We start from the raw sequence: 23,488 nt of genomic DNA, 5'->3' as shown, positions 1-23,488 counted from the left end.
TCAATGCGGCTTCGAGGGGCAAATCTCGATGAGTCGCGTGGCGCGCGTGTGCTGCAACTCCCATACCCAATCGATATCGTTGATAGCGCGGCGCATCTTGCCGTGCATCTTCAGGTAAGGAATTTGGGTGAGCTGCACGCCCCGGTCGACGACGTCGTAACCGGGCTTGAGCGCAAGCAGCACCTTGCTGCACCCAACACGGCTGTCGAATCCGGCCAGGCCGTCCTTGGCTTCCGGCACGTTGTTGTCGAGCGTCGCGTCGCTGCACGTCAGTTCGTCCGGCGAAATCGGTTGGCCGTTCGCGAGCCGCGCCGCTTCGCGATACTTGCCGTCGGTATCGACGGTGCTGTCGAGCGAGCCGTCGTTATTCATATCGATGCTGTGCGGACGCCGGCTCGTCATGCCCAGCGGCCCAGGTTGATATACAGGCTCGTCGGCCGCGCGGTCGGATTCGCGCGAGACCATCGGGTTGTCGATTTTCGCGTTCATGATGATCCCCATAAAGAAAGAATCAATGAAAGCGCTGCAAAAGCCGTTCCGCCGCTCAGACATGAGGGTCGCGCACTGGAACCGTAAAGGAGGGTTAGCGTCCGATTTTTTTTCGTAGAACACGCACTTCCTACAGAGTATGATCCTTTCCTCAGAGCTTGCACGCCATCATTAAACGTTCGTCACGCGTGCCGTTCAAACCAGAGGCGAACTCGCCAATTGTGCGTACAACTCGAATAAACCACGCAGGGCACTCAGGGCAGGTGACTCATGCATTTCGATGCTGCATTCACACATCGCGGCTACTTGTTGAATTGCGCGCCGGCGCGCTCGGGCGACGGCACCTACCAACCGTATGTCGTGATCTCCCGTTCAAGTGACGGAGAACTCGTTGCCAATCGTTTCTTTCCGAATGAGCTGCGCTTTACCGATGAAGCCTCCGCGATTGCGCACGCGCGCGAGTGGGCCGTGCGCTGGATCGACGCGAGCAGCGTGACGATCTGATTGCCTCGACATCGGGAGGGCGCGCGCAACACGCGTCGTCCCCGAGTTTGACGAGGTGTCCGTTACCGCCTTGCGCGAAGGCGGCGAAAAAGCGGTAATCTTTGCGGACACTTCACTCATCAGCCGATATCGACGGCTACCGCATCATCATGTCGAATTCGCAGTCCCACAACTGGGGTCTTGAGCACATCGTCGCCGAACTGCGCGCTTCGCGCGAAGAACTGCATCGCACGCGCCATCCGCGCGGCATTCGCGAATTGCCGTCACGCGACGCGATCTGCGGCATCGTCACCGGCCTGCGCGCCGCGCTGTTCCCGACGCATTACGGTGCGCCTGATCTGACCGACGAAAGCGTCGACTACTACGTCGGGACCACGCTCGAAAGCACGCTGCGGCTGCTCGCCGAACAGATCCGGCGCGCGCTGCGCTTTCTGCCCGAGCACGCTGAGACGCCAAACGACGAACTGAAAACGAAGGCATTCACGATCGCCCGCGATTTCGGCGCGCAGCTGCCGCAGATTCGCGCGCTGCTCGTGAGCGACATCCAGGCCGCGTTTGCGGGCGATCCTGCTGCGCAACACATCACCGAGATCCTGCTGTGCTATCCCGGCGTGTTGGCGATGATGCATCATCGGCTCGCGCATGCGTTGCATCGTCTCGGCGTGCCGTTGCTCGCGCGTTTCATCAACGAGATCGCGCACTCGGCGACTGGCATCGACATCCACCCCGGCGCGCAGATCGGCCCGAGCTTTTTCATCGACCATGGCACGGGTGTCGTGATCGGCGAGACGGCGATCATTGGCGAGCGTGTGCGTCTCTATCAGGCGGTGACGCTCGGCGCGAAGAGTTTCCCGGCCGATGGCGACGGTGCGCTCGTCAAGGGCAATGCGCGGCACCCGGTGGTCGAGGACGACGTCGTGATCTATGCGGGTGCGACGATCCTCGGGCGCGTGACGATCGGACGGGGCTCGGTGATCGGCGGCAACGTCTGGCTCACGCATAGCGTGCCGCCGGGCAGCAGCGTGTCGCAAGGCAAGATCCGCGAAGGCGATCGCCGCGACGAAGCCAAATCTTGAATCCCGCTTGAAGTCCGCTTGAGTCCCGCCTGACGCCGGATTGACCGTCTGCACTCCGGCCGCGATCGAACGTCTGCGTTTTCGCTCGGCGTTTCCGATTTGCGGCTGTTTTCTCGCTCCCCACCCGTCAGCTACGAGGTCCGCGCACCGCAGGCCAGCGTACGTCCTTACCCGCGCTTTCCCTGCCGCGTCGCCCCCAAGAGCGCCCCGTAAGATCCCAATACCTCTGTGGACAGGTCTGTAAGGATAGAAATATTCTTGTAGTAATTACGTAATGATCGACGACAGCGCGCTCACGGTCGCGCTCTCCAACAACCCCGACACGCTATCGTCGCTGTTCAATTCGAAGACGGGGCTGTGGGCGCGACGCTCAATACGCATCTGAGTTCGTTCCTGAAGACGGGCGGGATCATCGATGCGCGCACGAACGCGATCAATGCCGCTCAGGTATTCGGCACGTTGTACGCCGTGCTGTTCGAGACGATCGACAGAAATTCGCGCCGCGTCGACGGGTCCGTGCGGAAGGTGCCGAGCATCCGCGACGTGACCATCTCGACGCCGGGCTTGTGCACGCCGCGCGTCGACATGCATTGATGCGCCGCCTCGAGGATCACGCCGACGCCCTTCGGCTGCAGGATCTCGTTCAACGTATCGGCGATCTGCGCGGTCATCTTCTCCTGGATCTGCAGACGCTTCGCGAACGCGTCGACGAGCCGCGCGAGTTTCGAAATGCCGACGACGCGATGCTCCGGCAGATACGCGACGTGCGCGCGGCCGATGATCGGCACCATGTGGTGCTCGCAATAGCTTTCGAAGCGGATGTCTTTCAGCACGATCATTTCGTCGTAACCGTCGACCTCGGAGAAGGTGCGCGCGAGGATCTCGCGCGGGTCTTGCTGATAGCCCGAGAAAAACTCTTCATACGCGCGCGCGACGCGCGCCGGGGTTTCGAGCAAGCCTTCGCGTGTGGGATCGTCGCCGGCCCAGCGCAGCAGCACGCGGACCGCGGCTTCCGCTTCTTCGCGCGTCGGCCGGTTCAAAGCGTCGCCGTGGTTTTTCTTTTCTCGAGATTCCTTCGACATCCTTGGCTCCTAATGTGCCGCTTGCGTCACTTGTGCCACTTCGAAGCGGCCGGGCAGTCGCTATCCGTCATGTGTTCTGCATTGTTCCATGTTTTTCGGGGTGCTGCCCGGGGTGTGCCACGTTCGTTTTGTGCCGCTGACTTCAGTCGTTACTTAGGCCATTCGTCGGCAGCATCGTTGAACAGTTCGGTGACCACGCCGCGCAGCCACGACATCCGCGGATCGTTGTGATACTTGCGATGCCAATGCTGCTTGAGATCGAAATGCGGCAGCGGCAAAGGCGGCTCGACGAGCGTGATCGACGCATGCTCGGCGACATAGGCAAAGCCGATCGCGTGCGGCACGGTCGCGATCAAATCGGTGCGGGCGAGGATGAAGGGCAGGCTCATGAAGTGCGGCGTCTCGAGCACCGCGCGGCGGCGGATGCGCTTTTTCTCCAGAAACTTTTCGAGCACTTCCTGGCTGCGCCCTTCGGCTCGCACGACGGCGTGTCCGCACGCGAGGAACTGGTCGAGCGTGAGCGGCGCGCCCGCCAGCGGGTGGCTGCTTCTCATCAAGCAGATGAAGCGGTGCGTGAACAGCCGTTGCTGGAAGAAGTTGCTCCCTGAGAGGTCAGGGAAGTAGCCAATCGCGAGGTCCACGTCGCCGGATTCGAGCCCGCGTTCGACATGCGCGGGCGGCAATGAAACCGAGCGCAGGTTCGCATGCGGCGCGCGTTTCGCGAAGAGCTGCAAGAGGCGCGGCAGGAACACGATCTCGCCGACGTCGGAGAGCGCGATCGAGAACGTGCGGGTCGTCGTGGCCGGGTCGAACTGCTGGGCGTCGAGCACGCCGCGCTCGATGTGCCCGAGCGCCTCGCGCGCCGCGGGAATGAGCGCGAGTGCGCGCGGCGTCGGCTCCATGCCGCGCGACGTGCGCACGAAGAGCGGATCGGCGAAATAGTCGCGCAACCGGCCGAGCGCCGTCGACACGCGCGGCTGGCTCACGCCGAGCAGCTCGGCGGCGCGGCTTACGTTGCGCGTGTCCTCCATCGCGACCAGGTACGGGATCAGGTTCAAGTCGAGTTCTTGCATCGGCATCTTGTCCTACCTTTATCTCAAATCCGTATACAACGTATCTGCATAATCGCGTTGCCGCATATTGGGGAAAGCGCCGACAATCGTTTCACTAATCGAACCATTGTTCTGGAGACGAACATGCGCACACAAGTCGCCATCATCGGCGCAGGGCCTGCCGGCCTGCTTCTTTCCCATCTGCTTCGCTTGCAAGGCATCGATTCGGTGATCGTCGAGGCGCGTTCGCGCGAGTATTGCGAGAACCGTATCCGCGCCGGCGTGCTCGAGCAGAGCACGGTCGATACGCTCAACGAGGCCGGGCTCGGCGCGCGGATGCAGCGCGAGGGGCTCGTGCATCACGGTATCGAGCTGCTGTTCGGGCGCGAACTGCACCGAATCGACATGACGGCGCTCACGGGCGGCCGCTCGATCACCGTCTATAGCCAGCATGAAGTCGTGCGCGATCTGATTGCTGCTGCGATCGAGCATGAACAGAAGCTCTATTTCGACGTGGAAGATGTGTCGCTGCACGATCTGCAAAGCGGCGCGCCGCATGTCACGTTCAAGCATCGCGGCGTGGAGCAGCGGATCGATTGCGACTACGTGGCCGGCTGCGATGGTTTTCACGGCATCTCGCGCGCGTCGATCCCGGCCGACGTGCTGCGCACCTACGAGCGTGTCTATCCGTTCGCGTGGCTCGGCATTCTCGCGGATGCGGCGCCGTCCAAGGACGAGCTCGTCTACGCGCATCACGAGCGCGGCTTTGCGCTCTTCAGCATGCGCTCGCCGAGCGTCACGCGCCTTTACCTGCAATGCCAGCCCGACGAAGACTTGGCGCAATGGTCCGACGAGCGCGTCTGGGCGGAACTGCGCACGCGCTTCGAGAATACGAGTGGATGGTTGCCGAACGAGGGGCGCATTACGCAAAAGAGCGTGACGCCGATGCGCAGCTTCGTCACCGAGCCGATGCAATACGGGCGTCTCTTCCTCGCGGGCGACGCCGCGCACATCGTGCCGCCCACCGGCGCGAAGGGGATGAATCTCGCGGTGGCCGACGTGCGGGTGCTGTCGCAGGCGCTGGCGGCGCGCTATCGCGACGCGCGCACCGATTTGCTCGACGCCTATTCGCAGACCTGCCTTGAACGCATTTGGCGCTCCGAGCACTTTTCGTATTTCATGACCAACATGCTGCACCCCTCTAGCGATGACACGCCGTTCGGCAATCGCATGAAGATGTCGGAGCTGAAGTACGTGACGAGCTCGCACGCGGCTGCGCAGGCGCTGGCGGAGAACTATGTGGGGCTGCCGTTCGCGGCGTAGAGGCGTGGTGTCGCATGGCATGTTGATTTCGACGTGCTTACGATCTCCTCTCGTGTGTTCACGAGAGGAGACAAGCATTGGACAATACACGCGACCCATTGCCGTACTACAAGCTGGGTGGCTCATTCAGGCCGCTCTGGCAATTACGTGAAGGCGGGCTAGGCTGCATGCCGGTCTGGATCGAGGACGTTTGCTTAAAGCAGGACCGGCCGCCGCCTAAGCTGATCCATGCCCCGCCACCCCCGTCCGCGCCGCCCGTGAAGACCACGCCACGGGTTCAGACCGATGGCATGGTGAAAATGGTGACGGACATTCTCGATTTCATCGATTGGGTGCGTACCCGGCCGCCTCCGCCCGTGCCCAAGGTGCAGGCGGCGCCGAAGCCCCCCGCGCCGCCTGCACCTACCGTGCCACCGTTTGACATTCAAGACATTCCCCGTGCAATGGATGCACTTGGGCTGAAAATCTCCGCGAAATTGATGCGCCGCTGGTTTGCCGGTCAGCTTAATTATTCGCGGACCAAACACGATGAAAGCCATGGCATCAATCAATTCGGCCAACCGTATCCGAAAAGCATGGTGGATACGGAGAGCGTGAAAATGGAGTGGCTGTTGCAGTATCGGTTTATAAAGGAGCAGTACACCGAATTAAGCGGGAGTGCGGTCTACAGCCCTGGGGCCATGCAGGAACTCAAAGGCAAGCCTGGCAAGGGGCCGGGCTTGCTGCAGCGGTTTTTCGATCAAACGGGTATGAAAAGCGGTTGGCTACATACTCGGGCATTGTGCGGGGACGATATCGAGCAGTTGCACGCACGGTTTCAATTTCAACTAAGCAAGGTGCATGTTTGGCGCTCCGTATTTGCACGCGACATTTCCGCGGCGCTAGGCAACTTCTATTTCTATGCCGCCGTAGGTGTGGCACGGGTCGAAAGCCAAATCTACCGGCGCCGTGAAAACCTTGACCTGCGCTATTACATTCGTCGAACCGTACACATCACGCACATCTATGTCTACGCCAAGGACAATTACTCTTTTACGGACGGTGGTGATGGCTATTCACAGTATCTTGGACATTGGAATAGGTATGACATGCTGTGGCTGGCGGCATCGTTGGCCGGAGATTATGTGGAGAAGGAATTTGGACCGCAGCCGCAAATACGCCCCCACCAATGGGATGGCACCGACAACCCGGTTTATACCGAAAAACCGTTGTCAGAGCGTAGCGTCTATTACCCAATTCGCAATCGAGATTTCCGAGCTTGGCAGCAAAAACACCAGCAAGGCGGTGATTTCCTAATTTACTCAGACAAAAAATTTATTCGACTAGAAAAGCCGATTATTGTGGAGCTGCCAGAATGTCCAATTTAGCCCAATCCATCAGGCGGCCGCAGTTGAAATACACCATCATGTTTCTGATCATGTCGGCATGGGTGGTTCAAGCTGTCTGCGATTCCTATTCGTATCGGAACATGCCGGACCCGGACCTTCGGAGATCACTGCTGGACAGCATGTTCGTACCAGAATTCCTCTGGCGCTCAATGAAGTTCACCTTCATCGCAATCTGCTTGCTACGCAGTTGGGCTTATGTATTCGCCGACTCGGCATCAGGCCGCGTATACCGCGCGTTGAAATTGTCCGCAACCGTGGCATTGCGGATCGGCATTGTCGCACTAGTGTTCAACCTTTGGAACCTGTGGTGGAACTCCGGCCCTCGCTATTGCGAGAGGTACACCGCCATGATGACCGAGACAATGGGCGGCAACGTCTTCGAAGATGGCGGAAGGCGCTACGAAATAAGCCTATGCGAAGTCAATTCATTGGCCCCGACTTTTGACCAAAGAACCCGGTTACAGCTATTTTCTGCCGCGACTGGCGAATTACTGGCGGAGCGCTTTTTCGATTTCTCCTTAACAGGTACTTTCTGGGATGACCGCCTGGTTACGACCGACCCCGGGAAACTGAATTACGGTCATGGCGACGACGACGGCTATGAAGGCAGGATGAGCCTGCCTCCCACCAAGCTCGATTGGCTGCGGGCGCGGTTTCCTTGAGCTTTTTGCGCGTGTGCCGTCGCATCGCGACGCCTTGACAACCGGTTCGCCCCGCCTCTATGATGCGTTGGAACGTTCGCTAATCGAATCTATGTTCGAAATACGAACAAACGTACAGCTTTGCATGGGACCAGAGTAGGCCCTAAAGCGCTAACTCTGCTCGACACAGGAGACAGCATGGTTAACAAGATTTTCGAATCCCTCCAGTCGGCGGTGGCCGACATCCACGACGGAGCGACGATCATGATCGGCGGCTTCGGCACGGCCGGGATGCCGTCCGAGCTGATCGACGCCCTGATCGAGCAGGGCGCGCGCGATCTGACCATCGTGAACAACAACGCGGGCAACGGCGACGTGGGCCTGGCCGCGCTGCTCAAGACCAAGCGCGTGCGCAAGATCATCTGCTCGTTTCCGCGCCAGACCGATTCCTACGTGTTCGACGCGCTCTATCGCGCGGGCGAGATCGAATTGGAACTCGTGCCGCAGGGCAACCTCGCGGAGCGCATCCGCGCGGCGGGCGCAGGCATCGGCGGCTTTTTCACGCCGACCGGCTACGGCACGAAGCTCGCCGAGGGCAAGGAAACGCGTCTGATCGACGGCAAGCATTACGTGCTCGAAGCGCCGCTCCATGCCGACTTCGCGCTGATCAAGGCGTACAAGGGCGACCGCTGGGGCAATCTCGTCTATCGCAAGACGGCGCGCAACTTCGGCCCGATCATGGCGAGCGCCGCCAAGACGGCGATCGTCCAGGTGTCGGAAGTCGTGCCGCTTGGCGCACTCGATCCGGAAGTGATCGTCACGCCGGGCATCTTCGTGCAGCGCGTGGTGGCAGTGCCGCAGACTGTGCATCGTGACGAACATGCCGAGCAAGCGGCTTAAGCGCTGAGGAGACTGAAAGATGAAACGACTGACCCGCGATGAAATGGCCAAGCGTGTCGCGCAGGACATCCCTGAAGGCGCTTACGTGAACCTCGGCATCGGCGTGCCGACGCTGGTGGCGAATCACCTCGCCGCCGACCGCGAAATCTTCCTGCACAGCGAAAACGGCTTGCTCGGCATGGGCCCCGCGCCTGCGCCCGGCGAAGAAGACGACGAGCTGATCAACGCCGGCAAGCAGCACGTGACGCTGCTCACGGGCGGCGCGTACTTCCACCACTCCGATTCGTTCGCGATGATGCGCGGCGGTCATCTGGACTTCTGCGTGCTCGGCGCGTTCCAGGTCTCCGCCAATGGCGATCTCGCGAACTGGCACACGGGTGCGCCCGATGCGATTCCGGCCGTCGGCGGCGCGATGGATCTCGCGATCGGCGCGAAACAGGTGTACGTGATGATGGAGCACCTGACGAAGCAGGGCGAAAGCAAGCTTGTCGCCGAGTGCTCGTATCCGGTGACGGGCGTCGGCTGCGTCGACCGCATCTACACCGATCTCGCGATGATCGACGTGACCAAGGAAGGCCTCGCCGTGCGCGAGATCTTCTCCGACATCTCGTTCGACGAATTGCAGAAGCTGACGGGCATCGCGCTCATCGACGCGACGCACGCCGCGGCTTCGGCCTGATACCAGGCAGGCCGGGCCTAACCTGGCCGGGCCTAAGCCGGCCGCGCATACTTGCGCATACCAACAAAGCGGCTTCGCGAGACAATGGCAACGCACGAGTCTCGCGCGCCGCTCGTTTTTCGCCTTTGCCAGCAAGGCGCGGTTTTCAATCTCCATCCATTCCATGCTCGAAGCCAGCGCACGCCTCACCAGCCTCATCTGCGGAACGCAGCCGATGAACGACGTGTGGTCGCCGCGCGCCACGCTACAGCGGATGCTCGATGTCGAAGCGGCGCTGGCGCGCGCGTCGGCGGCGCATGGCGTGATTCCGCAGACGGCGGTCGCCGCGATCGAAAGCGCGTGTCACGCCGAGACGCTCGATGCCGACGCGTTGACGCGCGACGCGGCGCTTGGCGGCAATCTCGCGATTCCGCTCGTCAAGCAGCTCACGGCGCGCGTGAAGGATATCGATGGCGAAGCGTCGAAATTCGTCCACTGGGGCGCGACGAGCCAGGACATCATCGATACGGCCACCGTGCTGCAACTGCGCGACGCCTTCGCGCTGCTCGACGCCGATCTGCGCGCCACCTGCGATGCGCTCGCCACGCTTGCCAAGCGACATCGCGCGACGCCGCTGATCGGCCGCACGTGGCTGCAGCAGGCGCTGCCGATGACGCTCGGCCTCAAGTTCGCTCAGTGGCTCGACGCCCTGTTGCGGCACCGCGCGCGCCTCGCCGAATTGCGCGCGCGCGTGCTCGTGCTGCAATTCGGCGGCGCGGCCGGCACGCTCGCGAGCTTGCGCGAGGCGGCGCCCGCCGTCGCCGCGTCGCTGGCGCTTGAGCTGGGCGTCGCGCTGCCCGCCGTGCCATGGCACACGCAGCGCGACCGGATTGCCGAAACGGCATCGCTGTTCGGCATGTTGATCGGCACGCTCGGCAAGATCGCACGCGATATCTCGCTGCAGATGCAGACCGAAATCGGCGAGCTCGCGGAGCCCACCGCGCCCGGCAAGGGCGGCTCGTCGACGATGCCGCACAAGCGCAATCCGGTCGGCTGCGCGGCGGTGCTCACCGCGGCGGCGCGCGCCCCCGGGCTCGTCGCGACCGTGCTCGCGGGCATGGTCCAGGAGCACGAGCGCGCGCTCGGCGGCTGGCAGGCCGAGTGGGACGCCCTGCCCGATCTCGCGCGCCTCGCAGGCGGCGCGCTCGCGCAGACCGCGCAGATCGTGGCCGGCCTCAATGTCGATGTCGAGCGGCTCGCGGCCAATCTCGATGTCACGCACGGACTCATTCTCGGCGAGTCAGTGATGCTCGCGCTCGGCGACAAGATCGGCCGGCTCGACGCGCACAAGCTCGTCGAGCACGCGTCGAAGACCGCCGTGCAAACGCGCCGAACGCTCTTCGACGTCCTCGCCGCCGACGCTGCCGTCACCACCCATCTTCCCCTCGCACGCTTGCAGCAGCTGCTCGACCCGGCGCAGTACGTCGGGCAGGCGCATGCGTACGTCGACGCCGTGCTTTCGCTGCACGCCACCGCAACCGACCAGGAGTAATCGCAATGCCCTTCGCCGCCGTCAATGGCATCAACCTTCACTATCGGGTCGATGGCGCTCAGAACGCCGACGCGCCGTGGCTCGTGCTGTCGAATTCGCTCGGCGCGGATCTGTCGATGTGGACCGCGCAAGTCGAGGCGTTCTCGAAGCACTTCCGCGTGCTGCGCTACGACACGCGTGGCCACGGTCATTCCGATGCGCCCAAGGGCCCGTACACGATCGAGCAATTGACCGGCGACGTGATCGGCCTGCTCGATGCGCTCAAGATCGAGCGCGCGAATTTCTGCGGCATTTCGATGGGCGGCCTGACGGGTATCGCGCTTGCCGCGCGGCATCCTCAGCGCTTGAATCGCGTCGTGCTATCGAATACGGCGGCGCGCATCGGTTCGCCGGAAGTCTGGGTGCCGCGTGCGAAGCGGGCGCGCGAAGAGGGCATGCTCGCGATTGCGGATGCGGTTCTGCCGCGCTGGTTCAGCGCCAAGTTCATCGAGAGCGAGCCGCTCGTCTTCGCTCAGATCCGCGACGTGTTCGTGCACACGAACAACGAAGGCTACGCGTCGAATTGCGAGGCCATCGACGCTGCCGATCTGCGCGCCGAACTCGCGGGCATCAAGGTGCCGTCGCTCGTGATCACCGGCACGCACGACGTCTCGACAACCGCCGAGCAAGGCCGCGCGCTCGCGAGCGGCATTCCCGGCGCGCGCTACGTTGAATTGGACGCTTTCCACATTTCCAATATCGAACGAGCCGGCGAATATACGCCGGCCGTGCTCGAATTCCTGACGGGGCAGTAATGAACGACGAAGACCGCTATGAAGCCGGGATGAAGGTGCGCCGCGCGGTGCTAGGCGACGCGCACGTCGAGCGTTCGCTCGCGAACCGCACGGAGCTGACGACGGAGTTCCAGAATTTCATTTCGCGCTATGCGTGGGGCGAGATTTGGACGCGCGAAGGCTTGCCGCGCCATACGCGCAGTTTGCTGACGATTGCGATGATGGTGGCGCTGAACCGCGGCGAAGAACTGGCGCTGCATTTGCGCGCGGCAAAGAACAATGGCGTGACGCGTGACGAGATCAAGGAAGTGCTGATGCAGACGGCGATCTACTGCGGCGTGCCGGCGGCGAATTCGGCGTTTCACTTGGCGGACAAGATTTTCCGCGAGGAAGACGCAAGCGGTCAGGCTGAAGCCAAGTAAGTCGGCGCCGATAAGCGTCGATAAGCGTCAAGCAAAAGAGGGGCCTCGGCCCCTCCTATTCCTCCGCGTCGTGATCGGCAACAAACCGCATCAGGAACGCGCGAATGGCGGCTTCCGCGGCGCGATGGTCGGCGCAGCTTTTCGAGCCCGCATTGGCTTCGTCGCCGAACAGTGTCGGCGGCGCGCTATAGACGCCGACCTCGAATCCTTCACGCAGCACGCGAATCTCGTGCTCCGTCTCCGAGTATTCGGCCACCCAGTGAATGCCTTCGATATGGGTGCCGGTTCTGATGGGCGTTTTCATCGGTGTCCCCCATGCAACGCAGTCAGCACCGGCCGCGCGATCTAGCGCGACAGCGGCGCTGCCTTCAAGCCTACGCCGATCACTGGCGTTACGCACGTTGTGGCGGGTGCGAAACGCCAGACGATTGTCACAGGCCCGTCACCGAATTCCCATCAATGATTGATCGACTCGAGCGAACGTCCGCGCGTGGACGGCCCGAGCAGAATCATGCAGATCGCGACCACCATCGACGCCGCGATGAACACCGCCACCCCCGGCACGCCATAGCCGTGCAGCAGAATGCCGATCGCGAGGCCCGCGAACGCCGCGGCAATCCGGCTCCACGAGTAGACGAAACCCACTGCGCGGGCGCGCACGCGCGTCGGATACAGCTCGGCTTGATAGCCGTGATACGCGTACGACATGATGTTCGACGCGAGCGTGAACAGCACGCCGAGGATGATCAGAATCGCCGGGTCGGAGGCTTGCGAGAAGAGCGCGATCACGATGCCCATCACGGCGAGCGCGGTGCAGATTTGCGTCTTGCGCTCGACCTTGTCGGCGAACCACATGCCGATCAGCGGGCCGAACGGGTTCGCGATGGCAATGACGAACGCGTAGCCGAGGCTCGCCGTCACATGGATGCCGCGATGGATCAAGAGCGTCGGCACCCAGGCGGCAAAGCCGTAGAAGCCGATCACTTGCGCCATGTTGAAGATCGACAGAATGATCGTGCGCTTCAAATACAGCGGACCGAAGATCTCGGCGTACGAACCGCGGCCTGCCTTTTCCTCGGCGATTTGCCCGAGCGGCGGCAGCGCGATGCCTTTTTCCTTGGCGACGCGCGCTTCGATATCCGCGATGATGCGCTCGGCTTCCTCGACACGGCCGTGACGCGCGAGCCAGCGCGGGCTTTCCGGCACCTTGCGGCGGATGATCCACACGGCGAGCGCGCCGACCGAGCCGATCAGGATCACCACGCGCCAATACTCGAGGCCGAACGGATGCGTGCCTTTCAGCGCCCATGCGAGGAACGCGATCACCGGCACCACGGAGAACGTGATGAACTGATTCGCGGCGTAGGCGCGGCCGCGCTCGGCGCTCGGAATCAGCTCGGAGATGTAGGAATCGATCGTGACGAGCTCGACGCCGATGCCGATGCCCGCGATGATGCGCCAGATGTTGATCCACTCGCCGGTGGTCTGGAACGCCATGATGATCGTGCAGACCATGTACCAGACGAGCGACCACGTGAAGATGAAGCGTCGCCCGAAGCGGTCGGCGACCGAACCGAAGATCAGCGCGCCGATCCACAGCCCCGCGAACGTCGAGAACACGAAGGTGCCGAAACCCGCCACTGAGAGCCCGGCGAGCGATTCGAAGATGCCGAGAGACTCGGGCTTGAAGAGTCCCGATTCGACCATGCCGGGCGCCACGTAGCCGGTAAAGAACAGATCGTAGAACTCGAATACCCCGCCCAGCGAGATCAGGATCACCATCGTCCAGACGGTGCGTGAGGGGGGCAGGCGGTCGAACCGCGCAGCTATTTCAGCCGACTTCTGGTGGGACATTGTTGCCTCTTGGTTATCGGTAGCGATCGGTTATTTGGCGGTCTCCATACAGCCCCTTAATGTCGCACGTGGTTAATGCGCTCAACAATGCGTGCGAATACCGACGACTCGGTCGATCTCTTTGCGCTGATGAATGCAAGCTGTAAGGTGATCAGGCGCCGGCCCCCTTCTGTCCCGGCTCGTAAAAGAGCGCAAACAACTCCGATTGCGAATTCACGCCAAGCTTCGCGTACACATGCTTCTTGTGCGCGCGCACGGTCTCGAATGAGATTTCGAGTTTCTCCGCAATGGCGCGTGTCGAGAAGCCGCTCAGGCTGAGCCTCACCACTTCCCCTTCGCGCGCCGTCAACGGCGTGCGTCCGCTTTGTTGCGCGACGCGCGCGAAGTGTTCGGCAAAGCCCGCCTCTTCCGGCTTGACGCCGGCATCGGCGGCGGCCGCATGGATGGCTTCATCGCTCGCGCCCGCGAACGTTTCATAGGGCAAGCGCTGCCGCATCAGCGCGACCACCCACGGCGCGAACAGCGCGAGCGAGGCGAGATCGCGCTCGCTGTAGCGGCGTGTCGCGCCGATTGAAAACACGAGCGTATGACCCGCATCGATCGCGTAATTGAACTGCACTTCATCGCCGACGATGTTGTTCTTGAAGTAGCGCTGGTAGTAGTCGGTCATGCGGAAGTTGTCGGGCGCGACCGAAGCCAGCGTGACGAGCCCCGACACGTTCCGCTCGCAAGCAGCGATATAGAACGGGTCGAGCTGATACATCGCGGCCAGATAGGCTTGAAACAAGTGGTCGACGGTGCCGTCCGGCGTGGGCGATTCCGCGCAGACGAGCGGCGCGCGATCGCGCGAGAACAGCAGCGCGACCCAGTTGTCGAAAGCGACGAAGCGCTCGAGCACGCGTGTAAGGCGTGTCCAGAATTCAGCGCCGTCGAGCGCGTCGATCAAGGTGGCGATATGGTGATGGAACGCCATATCTTGCCAATCGAGTTCCATTCGAGCTCCGGTCGGGGTAACCCAGGTGGGTAATTTCACGCCAAAAATAACGTGGTGATAATAGCCCCCACGTTCTCGGCTGTGCTCACCAAGATCTGGCCCCGCACCGTCGAGAACGCCGATTCAGCCTTACCGGAGAAACATCGATGCAACTTGAACTCGCGCAGATTCCGCTTGTCGACGGCGCTGTGGCCCCCAACCTCGCGCGCGTGCTGGAAGTCATCGCCAAGCGGCGCGCCGGCACCGACGTCGTCGTGTTTCCCGAAGCGACGCTCACGGGGTTCCCGACCCGCACGAATGTGCGCGACATCGCCGAGCCGCTCGATGGCCCGTCGCTGACCGCCGTGCGCAATGCGGCGCGCGAGGCGGGCGTGGCGGTTGCCGTGGGTCTCGCCGAGCGAGACGCGAACCGCTTCTACAACACGACCGTGCTGATCGACGAGCGCGGCGACATCGCGCTGCGTTATCGCAAGACGCACCTATGGGCATCGGATGTCGGCGTGTTCGAGCCCGGCGACCGTTTTGCCGTCTGCGAATTCAAGGGTATGACGGTCGGCTTTCTGATCTGCTACGACATCGAATTTCCGGAGACCGCGCGCGCCGTTGCCGCGCTCGGCGCCGATCTTCTGATCGTCACGAACGGCAACATGGACCCGTTCGGCCCCGTGCATCGCCGCGCGATCGTCGCGCGCGCGATGGAGAACCAGATGTTTGCCGCGCTCGTGAACCGGATCGGCAGCGGAGACGAAGGGCTGACGTTCCCCGGCGAATCGGCGCTCGTGAGCCCGTTCGGCGACGTGATTTGCGAAGCGCCGGCAAAAGACACCGTGCTGCTCGCGAATCTCGACGAAACGCTGCTCGCCGCGAGCCGCGAACACTACAGCTATCTGCATGACGCTCGCATCGGCTTGAAGCTTGCAACCGAGAGCGATGCACAAGGCGGCCGGTTTTCCGTGATTCAGTCGCCCTGAATGATCCACGTCAGCGACTCGCGAAAGCGCTGACGCGCCCGCTCGTTTAATCCATTGCGCACGACACGAAGCAACGCCGCTCACGCAGGCGTTGCCTGCGCTCGCGCGCGTTCCTTGACGCCATTGCACAACACAATCTGGAGACACCCCTATGAGTGCATTATCGACCCCGCGCCCCGCGGCCGCGCACGAGACCCGGCTGAAGCGCACGCTCGGCTTGCCGTCGGTCCTGCTGTTCGGGCTGGCTTATATGGCGCCGCTGATCGTCTACGGCACCTACGGCGTGCTCGCCGGCGCAAGCCACGACACGGCCGCGCTCGCGTATTTGATCGCGCTCGTGGCGATCGTCTTCACGGCGCTCAGCTACGGCAAGCTGGCGCGGATGTTCCCCGTGGCCGGTTCCGCCTATACGTACACGCGTAAGACGTTCAATCCGCACCTCGGCTTCATGATCGGCTGGGCGACGCTGCTCGACTACTTTTTCCTGCCGATGGTGATCTGGCTGATCGGCGCCGCGTATCTCGGCGCCGCGTTTCCGCACGTGCCGGCGTGGATATGGATCGTCGCGTTCATCGTGTTGACGAGCGGGCTCAATATTCTCGGCATCGAACTCGCGAACCGCTTCAACATCGTGCTGATGATCGTGCAACTCGTGATCGTCGCGCTGTTCGTCGTGCTGTGCTGCCACTATGCGCAGGCCGCGGCCAGCCCGGGCGGCCTCCTCTCGGCGGAGCCGTTCTTCAAGCCGCACGTGCCGCTCTCGGCGACGATGACGGGCGCGGCGATCGCCGCTTACTCGTATCTCGGCTTCGACGCCGTCTCGACGTTGACCGAGGAAACCATTGCCCCCGAGAAGACGATACCGCGCGCGATCGTGCTGATCGCTTTGGTCGGCGGCGCGATCTTCGTCATCGCGGCCTACACGCTGCAGCTTGCGCATCCCGGCGCTGTGTTCAAGGACCCGGATTCGGCCGCGTTCGAGATCGCGAAGAAAGTCGGCGGCGATATGTTTGTGTCGGTGTTCCTGGCGGGGCTGATTCTCGCGCAGTTCGCGTCGGGCATCTCGGCGCAGGCGAGCGTCGGGCGCTTGCTCTATGCGATGGGACGTGACGAAGTGCTGCCCAAAGGCATCTTCGGCTTCATTCATCCGCGCTTTCAGACGCCCGCGATCAACATCGCGATAGCAGGGGTCGTGGGCTTGCTGGCGTTGAAGCTCGACGTGGCGACGTCGACCTCGTTCATCAACTTCGGCGCATTCCTCGCCTTCACGGCCGTGAACCTGTGCGTGATGCGGCAGTACTTCCTCCGCGACGACAAGACGCGCGGGTTTGGGGTGATCGGCGGGTTGGTGTTTCCGTTGCTCGGCGCGATTACCGATATCTGGCTGCTGTGCAGTCTCGACAAAGATGCGCTCGTGCTGGGGGCGATCTGGTTCGTCGCGGGGCTGGCGTATCTGGGGTGGGTGACGCGCGGATTCCGGCGTGCGCCGCCGGAGGTGGCGATTTGAAGTACCGTGCGCGGGTGCTGTTGGTAGCCCGCGTGTAGCAAAAGCGATCGAGCGGCACGCGGCATGACTGTCCGCGTGCCGCTTTTTTTACGTCACTTCACGGTCGCCAGCACGTCCCTCACAGTGCCGAAGATGCGCGCGATCTGTTCTTCGTCGACGATCAGCGGCGGCGAGAACGCAAGAATGTCGCCCGTGTAGCGCACGAGCACGCCAGCTTCGAAGCACTTGACGAACGCTTCGTAGGCACGCGCGCCCGGCGCACCATCTCGCGATTCCAGCTCGATGCCCGCCACCAAACCGAGGTTGCGCACGTCCTTCACGTGCGGCGCGCCGCGCAGCGCATGCGCTGCTGTTTCGAACGCCGGTGCGAGGCTGGCTGCGCGCTCGAAGAGCGCTTCCTTGCGATAGAGATCGAGCGTCGCAACAGCGGCTGCGGTCGCCGCCGGATGCGCCGAATAGGTGTAGCCATGGAACAGCTCGATCGCGCTGGCTGCGCCGCTGTTCACGACCGTGTCGTGCACGTTGCGGTGGGCCGCGACCGCGCCCATCGGAATCGCCGCGTTGTTGATCGCCTTGGCCATCGTGATGAGGTCCGGCGTCACGCCGAAATACTCGCTCGCCGTCGCCTTGCCGAGCCGGCCAAAGCCCGTGATGACTTCGTCGAAGATCAAGAGAATGCCGTGCTTCGTGCAGATCTCGCGCAGCTTCTGCAGATAGCCTTGCGGCGGAATCAGCACGCCGGTCGAGCCCGCGACCGGCTCGACGATGACGGCGGCGATCGTCGACGCGTCGTGCAGCGTGACGATGCGCTCGAGTTCGTCGGCGAGATGCGCGCCCCATGCGGGCTGACCTTTCGAGTACGCGTTATGTTCGAGGTCATGCGTGTGCGGCAGATGATCGACATTGCCGAGCAGCGAACCCGAGAACGTCTTGCGATTCGGCGAGATGCCGCCGACCGAGATCCCGCCGAAGCCGACGCCGTGATAGCCGCGCTCGCGCCCGATCAGCCGCGTGCGCTGCGCTTCGCCGCGCGCGCGATGGTAGGCGAGGGCGATTTTCAAAGCGGTGTCGACCGATTCCGAACCCGAGTTCGTGAAGAAGATGCGGTCGAGCCCTTCGGGCATCAGCTCGGCCACTTTGGTCGCGGCTTCGAAGGCGAGCGGGTGGCCCATCTGGAAGGTCGGCGCGAAGTCGAGCGTGCTCAGTTGCTGCTGCACGGCGGCGACGATCTCGTCGCGGCAGTGACCGGCGTTCACGCACCACAGGCCCGCGCAGGCGTCGAGGATTTCGCGGCCGTCGGTCGAGCGGTAGTACATGCCTTTCGCCGATTCCAAGAGGCGCGGCGCCGCCTTGAATTGGCGGTTCGCGGTGAACGGCATCCAGAAGTTCGACAGGTCGTCGATGACGGGGCGCGATGTCATGGGAGATCTCCGTTTCTCATTGAAGTGGTAGCGAAACTCTAGCGTCCGCTGTTTAATGGCGGCATAAACAGTTGGTGGACTGATCTGCTAACTGTGCTGGTAAGTTGCCGTCAACTGTATTGGTCGAAAGCGAGTTTCACAGCATGGTCGAATTGAATCTGGAGCGTGACCGAAGCCAGGCGCCGACGCTCGTCGAGCAGCTCGTGCGCGGCTTCGAGCAAGCGATCGAAGGGCAGTCGCTGCGGGCGGGCGCGCTGCTGCCGTCGGTGCGGCAGCTTGCCCAGACCCATGCCTTGAGCACGTTCACCGTGACCGAGGCGTACAACCGTCTGGTTTCGATGGGGCTCGTCGTGGCGCGGCGCGGCTCCGGCTACCGGGTCGCGGCACGCGGGCCGGCGGCGCGCGCCGCGGTGCTCGACTGGCAGCCGCCGAGCCTGACGGCGACCTGGCTGCTATCCGACGTGTTCGCCGACCATTCGATGCCGATCAAAGCCGGCTGCGGGACGCTGCCCAACGAGTGGATCAACGAGGGCGGCCTGCATCACGCGCTGCGCGCGCTCGCGCGCGTGCCGGCGGCGCGGCTTGCCGACTACGGGCATCCGTACGGATTCGCGCCGCTGCGCGAGCGCATCGCGGAGCAACTGGACCGCCACGGCCTGCCCGTCGACGTTTCGAACGTGCTGCTCACGCAGGGCGCGACCCAGGCGCTCGACCTGATCGTGCGGACGCTCTTGCGCGCGGGCGATGCGGTGATCGTCGAAGACCCGGGCTATTGCAACCTGCTGCAGATCCTGAAGCTCGCGGGGCTCGTCGTGCACGGCGTGCCGCGCACGCCAAGCGGCATCGACGCCGACGCGCTGGAGGCGCTCGTGACCGAACACCGGCCGAAAGCGATCTTCGTGAACACGACGCTGCAAAACCCGACCGGCGCGACGTTCACCATGGCCTCGGCGTTCCGGCTGCTGCAGATCGCGGAGCGGCACCGGCTGTGGGTCATCGAAGACGACGTGAGCCGCGAGCTTGCGCCGCCCGGCGCGCCGATGCTCGCCGCGATGGAAGGCTTGCGGCGCGTGCTGTACGTGGGCGGGTTTTCGAAGACGATCACGCCGGGCTTGCGAAGCGGCTATGTCGTCGCGGAGCGCGACGTGCTGCGCGAACTGGCGCGCACGAAGATGGCGGTGGGGCTGACGTCGTCGGAGACGATCGAGCGCATCGTCGACAAGGTGATGGTCGAAGGGCGCTACGCGCGGCATGTCGAGACGGTCAGCGAGAAGCTCAAGGAAGCGCACCTCGCCGTCGAGGAGCGGATGGATGCGCTCGGGCTCGAGGTGTTTCATCGGCCGCGCGCGGGGCTGTTCCTGTGGGCGCGGCTGCCGATCGAAGCGGAACGCGCGGGCGAAGTGGTGAGGGCGGCGCTTAGCGACGGCATCTGGCTCGCGCCGGGCTCGTACTTCAGGCCCGACGATGCGCCAAGCGAGTGGTTCCGCTTCAACGTGCCGTATTCGACTGACGACGCATTGTGGAGCTTCGTGCGGAGCATCGTTTGATGCGGGAAGACAAATCGTTCTACGAAGAGATTGTTCTTGACACTAATCTTGCAGACTGTTTACTATCCGCACGTTTTCGTAATTTGGCCTATGCCATGGACTCCAGCAGTAGTCGACCTTTGAACAACTTGACCGCCTAACAGGCGGGACGTCGCTACTGCTTCTCAGCCGCCGTCCTGCCAGCAGGCAGCCGGTGCGCACCTAAGCCGTTCTCGCAGTACCCCCTCGCGCATCTCATTCATCGTCACGTTGGCGCGCTTCATTGCGCTTGCCCGCGCGACCCTTGTCGCGTTCAGCGATGCCATTTCGTCCGCGCAAGCCGCTTGGTCCGGCTCGCGCTGACTCGACACGCTCGTGCATCGCGCACGGGAAGGAGAAACCGTGCCCGACAGTGAACCTTGTCCTTTACGTAGCTCAAGAAAATCAATTGTCCTAATTGATTTGTCGATGAATGATCGCGTCATGCAAGCGCCGGTACGCCGCATGGGGAAAAGCCCGCCGCCGCGCTTCGCATGGTGTTGTCCCGAGGTAGCCAGATATGTCACATCAAACACCACCGAATCAATACAAGTCCAGGCATAAGCAGAAAGGACTTCTGTCCATGTCGACGGCTTCAGAATCCACGCATTCGACGGATGTCGCCAGCGAAGCCTGCAACTCCGTCAAATCCACGCTGCGGCGCATGAAAAGCTCGCCCGACGGGCTGATCATGGCGGACGCGCTGGAGCGCCTGCACCTGGACGGTCCGAACGAAGTGGCGCACGACAAGCCGCCGCACGCGATGACCCAGTTGCTGCAGGCCTTCAAGAACCCGTTTGTGATGGTGCTGCTCGGCCTTGCCGTGATTTCCTTCATCACCGACGTGTACACGGCAGCCCCGGACGAGCGCGACTGGACCGGCGTCACCATCCTTCTCACCATGGTGACGGTCAGCGCGCTGCTGCGCTTCGTTCAGGAATACCGCTCGAACAAGGCGGCGGAAAAGCTCAAGTCGATGGTGCGCACCACGGCGACCGTGATTCGCCGCGCCACGCAAGCGGCGCATCCGGAGAAACTGGAAATCGCGATGAGCGAGGTGGTGGTCGGCGACATCGTCTGGCTGCAGGTCGGCGACATGATTCCGGCCGACATTCGCCTGCTCGAGTCGCGCGACCTCTTCATCAGTCAAGCCGTGCTGACTGGCGAAGCGCTGCCGGTCGAAAAGTACGACACGCTGGGCGCGGTCATGGAGAAGTCGGCGAGCGCCAGTGTCAGCCGGCAAGCGGACATGCTGGATCTGCCGAATATCTGCTTCATGGGCACCAACGTCGTGAGCGGCACCGCGAAAGCCGTGGTGGTCGCCACCGGCGCCAACACGTACTTCGGTTCGCTGGCGCAGAGCGTCGTCAGTCACAAGCGCATCGAAACCAGCTTTGACAAGGGCGTGAACAGTGTTTCATGGCTGCTGATCCGCTTCATGCTGGTGATGGTGCCGATCGTGTTTCTCATCAACGGTCTTCTGAAGGGAGACTGGATGTCGGCCGTGACGTTTTCGCTGGCCGTGGCAGTCGGCTTGACGCCGGAGATGCTGCCGATGATCGTCTCGGCCAACCTCGCGAAGGGGGCGGTCGCGATGGCGCGCCGCAAGGTCGTCGTGAAGCGGCTGAACTCCGTGCAGAATTTCGGGGCGATGGACGTGCTCTGCACCGACAAGACGGGTACGCTGACGCAGGACAAGATCATCCTGGAGCATCACCTCGACATTCACGGCAACAAGGACGAACGCATCCTGCAGTTGGCCTGGCTGAACAGCTTCCACCAGAGTGGGCAAAAGAACCTGATCGACATTGCGGTCGTCAATCATGCCAATGCGCTCGGCGAGCGCGCCAAGCCCGCGCTCTACATCAAGGTCGACGAACTGCCGTTCGACTTCGTGCGCCGGCGGCTGTCCGTCGTGGTCGAAGGGGCCGATGGAAGCCACATGATGGTGTCGAAGGGCGCGGTGGAGGAAATGCTCGCCGTGTCGAAGTGGATCCAGGAGGGCGACACCGTACGAGAGCTGCTCGCGCCGGAGCGCCAGGCGCTGCTGGCCCGCGCCGAGGAATACAACGAAGAGGGCTATCGCGTCCTGGTGGTCGCCACGCGGGACATTGCCTGTGCCCAGGCGAAATCGCAATACAAGACCACCGATGAAGCGGACCTCGTGGTGCGCGGCTTCCTGACGTTCCTCGATCCGCCCAAGGATTCCGCCGCGCCCGCGATTCGGGCATTGCAGGAGTATGGCGTCTCGGTGAAGGTGTTGACGGGCGACAACCCGATCGTCACGGCTAAAGTCTGCCGCGACGTGGGACTCGCGGTGAACGAGCCGCTGCTCGGGCGCGAGATCGATGCGATGGACGATGCTCAACTGGTCGAGGCGGTCGAGCGGACGACCATTTTCGCGAAGCTGACGCCCATGCAAAAGGCGCGCGTCGTGAAGGCCTTGCAGGCGAACGGACATACGGTCGGCTTCCTTGGCGACGGCATCAATGATGCCCCGGCCCTGCGGGACGCGGACGTCGGCATCTCGGTCGATACCGGCGCTGACATCGCGAAGGAGACCGCCGACATCATCCTGCTCGAAAAGAGCCTGATGGTGCTCGAAGAAGGCGTCATCAAGGGACGCGAAACGTTCGGCAACATCCTCAAGTACTTGAACATGACCGCCAGTTCGAACTTCGGCAACGTGTTTTCGGTGCTCGTCGCTTCGGCCTTGCTGCCGTGGGAGCCGATGCTGGCGACGCAATTGCTGATCCAGAACCTGATCTACGACCTCTCGCAGATGTTCCTGCCGTGGGACAAGATGGACCCCGACTTCCTGAAGCGGCCTCGCAAGTGGGAGGCGGGCAATATCAAGCGCTTCATGATCTGGCTCGGACCGACGTCGTCGGTGTTCGACATGACGACCTATGCGCTGATGTGGTTCGTGTTCGGCGCGGGAGCGGCTTATCACCTGAACGGCGGCGGTCAGTCGATCATGAATTCCGGCTGGTTCATCGAAGGTCTCGTGTCGCAGACGCTCGTGGTTCATATGCTGCGCACGGGCAAGATTCCGTTCTTGCAGAGCACGGCGGCGCTGCCGGTGCTGCTGTCGACCTCGGTCGCGATTCTGCTGGCCTGCTGGCTGCCTTTCTCGCCGCTCGCAAGCGCACTCGGCTTTATTCCGCTCGATCTTAGCTACTTCCCGTGGCTCGTCGCGACCATGGTCGGATACATGCTGCTGACCCAGGCGGTCAAGACGCTCTACATCCGCCGCTACGGTCAGTGGTACTGATGTCCCGATAGTGCGCGCCGCACGGCTTGGCCGTGTGGCGGT

21 protein-coding genes are annotated in these 23,488 nt (G+C 62.8%); 14 read left to right on the top strand and 7 right to left on the bottom strand.

What is annotated here, in order from left to right; translation table 11 throughout:
* Entirely contained in the window at window positions 1-489 is a 489-nt protein-coding gene (locus tag AAHK20_RS04875) for a DUF3005 domain-containing protein (RefSeq protein ID WP_449180312.1), read from the bottom strand.
* A 270-nt stretch (window positions 490-759) separates the two neighbouring features.
* Here AAHK20_RS04875 and AAHK20_RS04870 point away from each other — a divergent pair, with 270 nt between their 5' ends.
* Entirely contained in the window at window positions 760-993 is a 234-nt protein-coding gene (locus tag AAHK20_RS04870) for a hypothetical protein (RefSeq protein ID WP_137334708.1), read from the top strand.
* Window positions 994-1,142: 149 nt separating this feature from the next.
* Window positions 1,143-2,069 (top strand): serine O-acetyltransferase EpsC, encoded by a 927-nt coding sequence (gene epsC / locus AAHK20_RS04865; protein ID WP_449180586.1) that lies wholly within the window; start codon window positions 1,143-1,145, stop codon window positions 2,067-2,069.
* Window positions 2,070-2,512: 443 nt separating this feature from the next.
* Here epsC and folE read toward each other — a convergent pair whose 3' ends face one another.
* The gene (folE, locus tag AAHK20_RS04860; protein WP_449180311.1) at window positions 2,513-3,151 is read right to left on the bottom strand and encodes a GTP cyclohydrolase I FolE; all 639 of its coding nucleotides are present in this window, start codon (window positions 3,149-3,151) and stop codon (window positions 2,513-2,515) included.
* 149 nt (window positions 3,152-3,300) lie between these two features.
* Entirely contained in the window at window positions 3,301-4,224 is a 924-nt protein-coding gene (locus AAHK20_RS04855; protein ID WP_449180310.1) for a LysR family transcriptional regulator, read from the bottom strand.
* 123 nt (window positions 4,225-4,347) lie between these two features.
* Between AAHK20_RS04855 and pobA the strand changes: the two genes are divergently transcribed.
* The 8 genes from pobA to pcaC all read left to right on the top strand — a co-directional run bounded on the left by pobA (window position 4,348) and on the right by pcaC (window position 11,860).
* A complete protein-coding gene (gene pobA, locus AAHK20_RS04850; protein ID WP_449180309.1) occupies window positions 4,348-5,526 on the top strand; it encodes a 4-hydroxybenzoate 3-monooxygenase in 1,179 nt (392 codons plus the stop codon).
* Window positions 5,527-5,603: 77 nt separating this feature from the next.
* The gene (locus AAHK20_RS04845) at window positions 5,604-6,893 is read left to right on the top strand and encodes a DUF6402 family protein (protein ID WP_449180308.1); all 1,290 of its coding nucleotides are present in this window, start codon (window positions 5,604-5,606) and stop codon (window positions 6,891-6,893) included.
* On the top strand, window positions 6,881-7,576 hold the full coding sequence (locus AAHK20_RS04840) for a hypothetical protein (protein WP_449180307.1): 696 nt from the start codon (window positions 6,881-6,883) through the stop codon (window positions 7,574-7,576). Before AAHK20_RS04845 ends, AAHK20_RS04840 begins: the two co-directional genes overlap by 13 nt.
* A 177-nt stretch (window positions 7,577-7,753) precedes the next feature.
* Window positions 7,754-8,455 (top strand): 3-oxoacid CoA-transferase subunit A, encoded by a 702-nt coding sequence (locus AAHK20_RS04835; protein ID WP_449180306.1) that lies wholly within the window; start codon window positions 7,754-7,756, stop codon window positions 8,453-8,455.
* A gap of 19 nt (window positions 8,456-8,474) precedes the next feature.
* Window positions 8,475-9,134: a CoA transferase subunit B gene (locus tag AAHK20_RS04830; RefSeq protein WP_449180305.1), complete on the top strand. Its 660-nt coding sequence runs from the start codon at window positions 8,475-8,477 to the stop codon at window positions 9,132-9,134.
* 163 nt (window positions 9,135-9,297) lie between these two features.
* Window positions 9,298-10,665: a 3-carboxy-cis,cis-muconate cycloisomerase gene (locus AAHK20_RS04825; RefSeq protein ID WP_449180304.1), complete on the top strand. Its 1,368-nt coding sequence runs from the start codon at window positions 9,298-9,300 to the stop codon at window positions 10,663-10,665.
* A 5-nt stretch (window positions 10,666-10,670) separates the two neighbouring features.
* Window positions 10,671-11,459 (top strand): 3-oxoadipate enol-lactonase, encoded by a 789-nt coding sequence (pcaD, locus tag AAHK20_RS04820; protein ID WP_449180303.1) that lies wholly within the window; start codon window positions 10,671-10,673, stop codon window positions 11,457-11,459.
* Window positions 11,459-11,860 (top strand): 4-carboxymuconolactone decarboxylase, encoded by a 402-nt coding sequence (pcaC, locus tag AAHK20_RS04815; RefSeq protein ID WP_449180302.1) that lies wholly within the window; start codon window positions 11,459-11,461, stop codon window positions 11,858-11,860. Before pcaD ends, pcaC begins: the two co-directional genes overlap by 1 nt.
* A gap of 55 nt (window positions 11,861-11,915) precedes the next feature.
* On the opposite strand, the gene AAHK20_RS04810 is transcribed toward pcaC, so the two are convergent.
* The 3 genes from AAHK20_RS04810 to AAHK20_RS04800 form a co-directional block, all read right to left on the bottom strand.
* Window positions 11,916-12,164, bottom strand: a complete 249-nt coding sequence (locus tag AAHK20_RS04810; protein ID WP_449180301.1) for a hypothetical protein — start codon at window positions 12,162-12,164, stop codon at window positions 11,916-11,918.
* A 152-nt stretch (window positions 12,165-12,316) separates the two neighbouring features.
* Window positions 12,317-13,642, bottom strand: coding sequence for an MFS transporter (locus tag AAHK20_RS04805; RefSeq protein WP_449180585.1), 1,326 nt, complete (start codon window positions 13,640-13,642; stop codon window positions 12,317-12,319).
* Between the two features lie 223 nt (window positions 13,643-13,865).
* On the bottom strand, window positions 13,866-14,708 hold the full coding sequence (locus AAHK20_RS04800) for a response regulator transcription factor (RefSeq protein WP_449180300.1): 843 nt from the start codon (window positions 14,706-14,708) through the stop codon (window positions 13,866-13,868).
* 146 nt (window positions 14,709-14,854) lie between these two features.
* On the opposite strand from AAHK20_RS04800, the gene AAHK20_RS04795 reads away from it, so the two are divergent.
* Both AAHK20_RS04795 and AAHK20_RS04790 read left to right on the top strand, forming a co-directional pair.
* Window positions 14,855-15,679, top strand: coding sequence for a carbon-nitrogen hydrolase family protein (locus tag AAHK20_RS04795; protein WP_449180299.1), 825 nt, complete (start codon window positions 14,855-14,857; stop codon window positions 15,677-15,679).
* Window positions 15,680-15,830: 151 nt separating this feature from the next.
* On the top strand, window positions 15,831-17,186 hold the full coding sequence (locus AAHK20_RS04790; protein ID WP_449180298.1) for an APC family permease: 1,356 nt from the start codon (window positions 15,831-15,833) through the stop codon (window positions 17,184-17,186).
* 92 nt (window positions 17,187-17,278) lie between these two features.
* Here AAHK20_RS04790 and aptA read toward each other — a convergent pair whose 3' ends face one another.
* Window positions 17,279-18,607, bottom strand: a complete 1,329-nt coding sequence (aptA, locus tag AAHK20_RS04785) for an omega-aminotransferase AptA (RefSeq protein WP_449180297.1) — start codon at window positions 18,605-18,607, stop codon at window positions 17,279-17,281.
* A 143-nt stretch (window positions 18,608-18,750) separates the two neighbouring features.
* Here aptA and AAHK20_RS04780 point away from each other — a divergent pair, with 143 nt between their 5' ends.
* Both AAHK20_RS04780 and mgtA read left to right on the top strand, forming a co-directional pair.
* Window positions 18,751-20,154: an aminotransferase-like domain-containing protein gene (locus AAHK20_RS04780; protein ID WP_449180296.1), complete on the top strand. Its 1,404-nt coding sequence runs from the start codon at window positions 18,751-18,753 to the stop codon at window positions 20,152-20,154.
* A 538-nt stretch (window positions 20,155-20,692) separates the two neighbouring features.
* Window positions 20,693-23,446 (top strand): magnesium-translocating P-type ATPase, encoded by a 2,754-nt coding sequence (mgtA, locus tag AAHK20_RS04775; RefSeq protein WP_449180295.1) that lies wholly within the window; start codon window positions 20,693-20,695, stop codon window positions 23,444-23,446.
* The last annotated feature ends 42 nt before the right edge of the window (window positions 23,447-23,488 follow it).

It is taken from the genome of Trinickia camelliae, assembly GCF_053525655.1.
The sequence above is the reverse complement of the archived record's forward strand: the minus strand, read 5'-3'. Positions and strand labels throughout refer to the sequence as shown.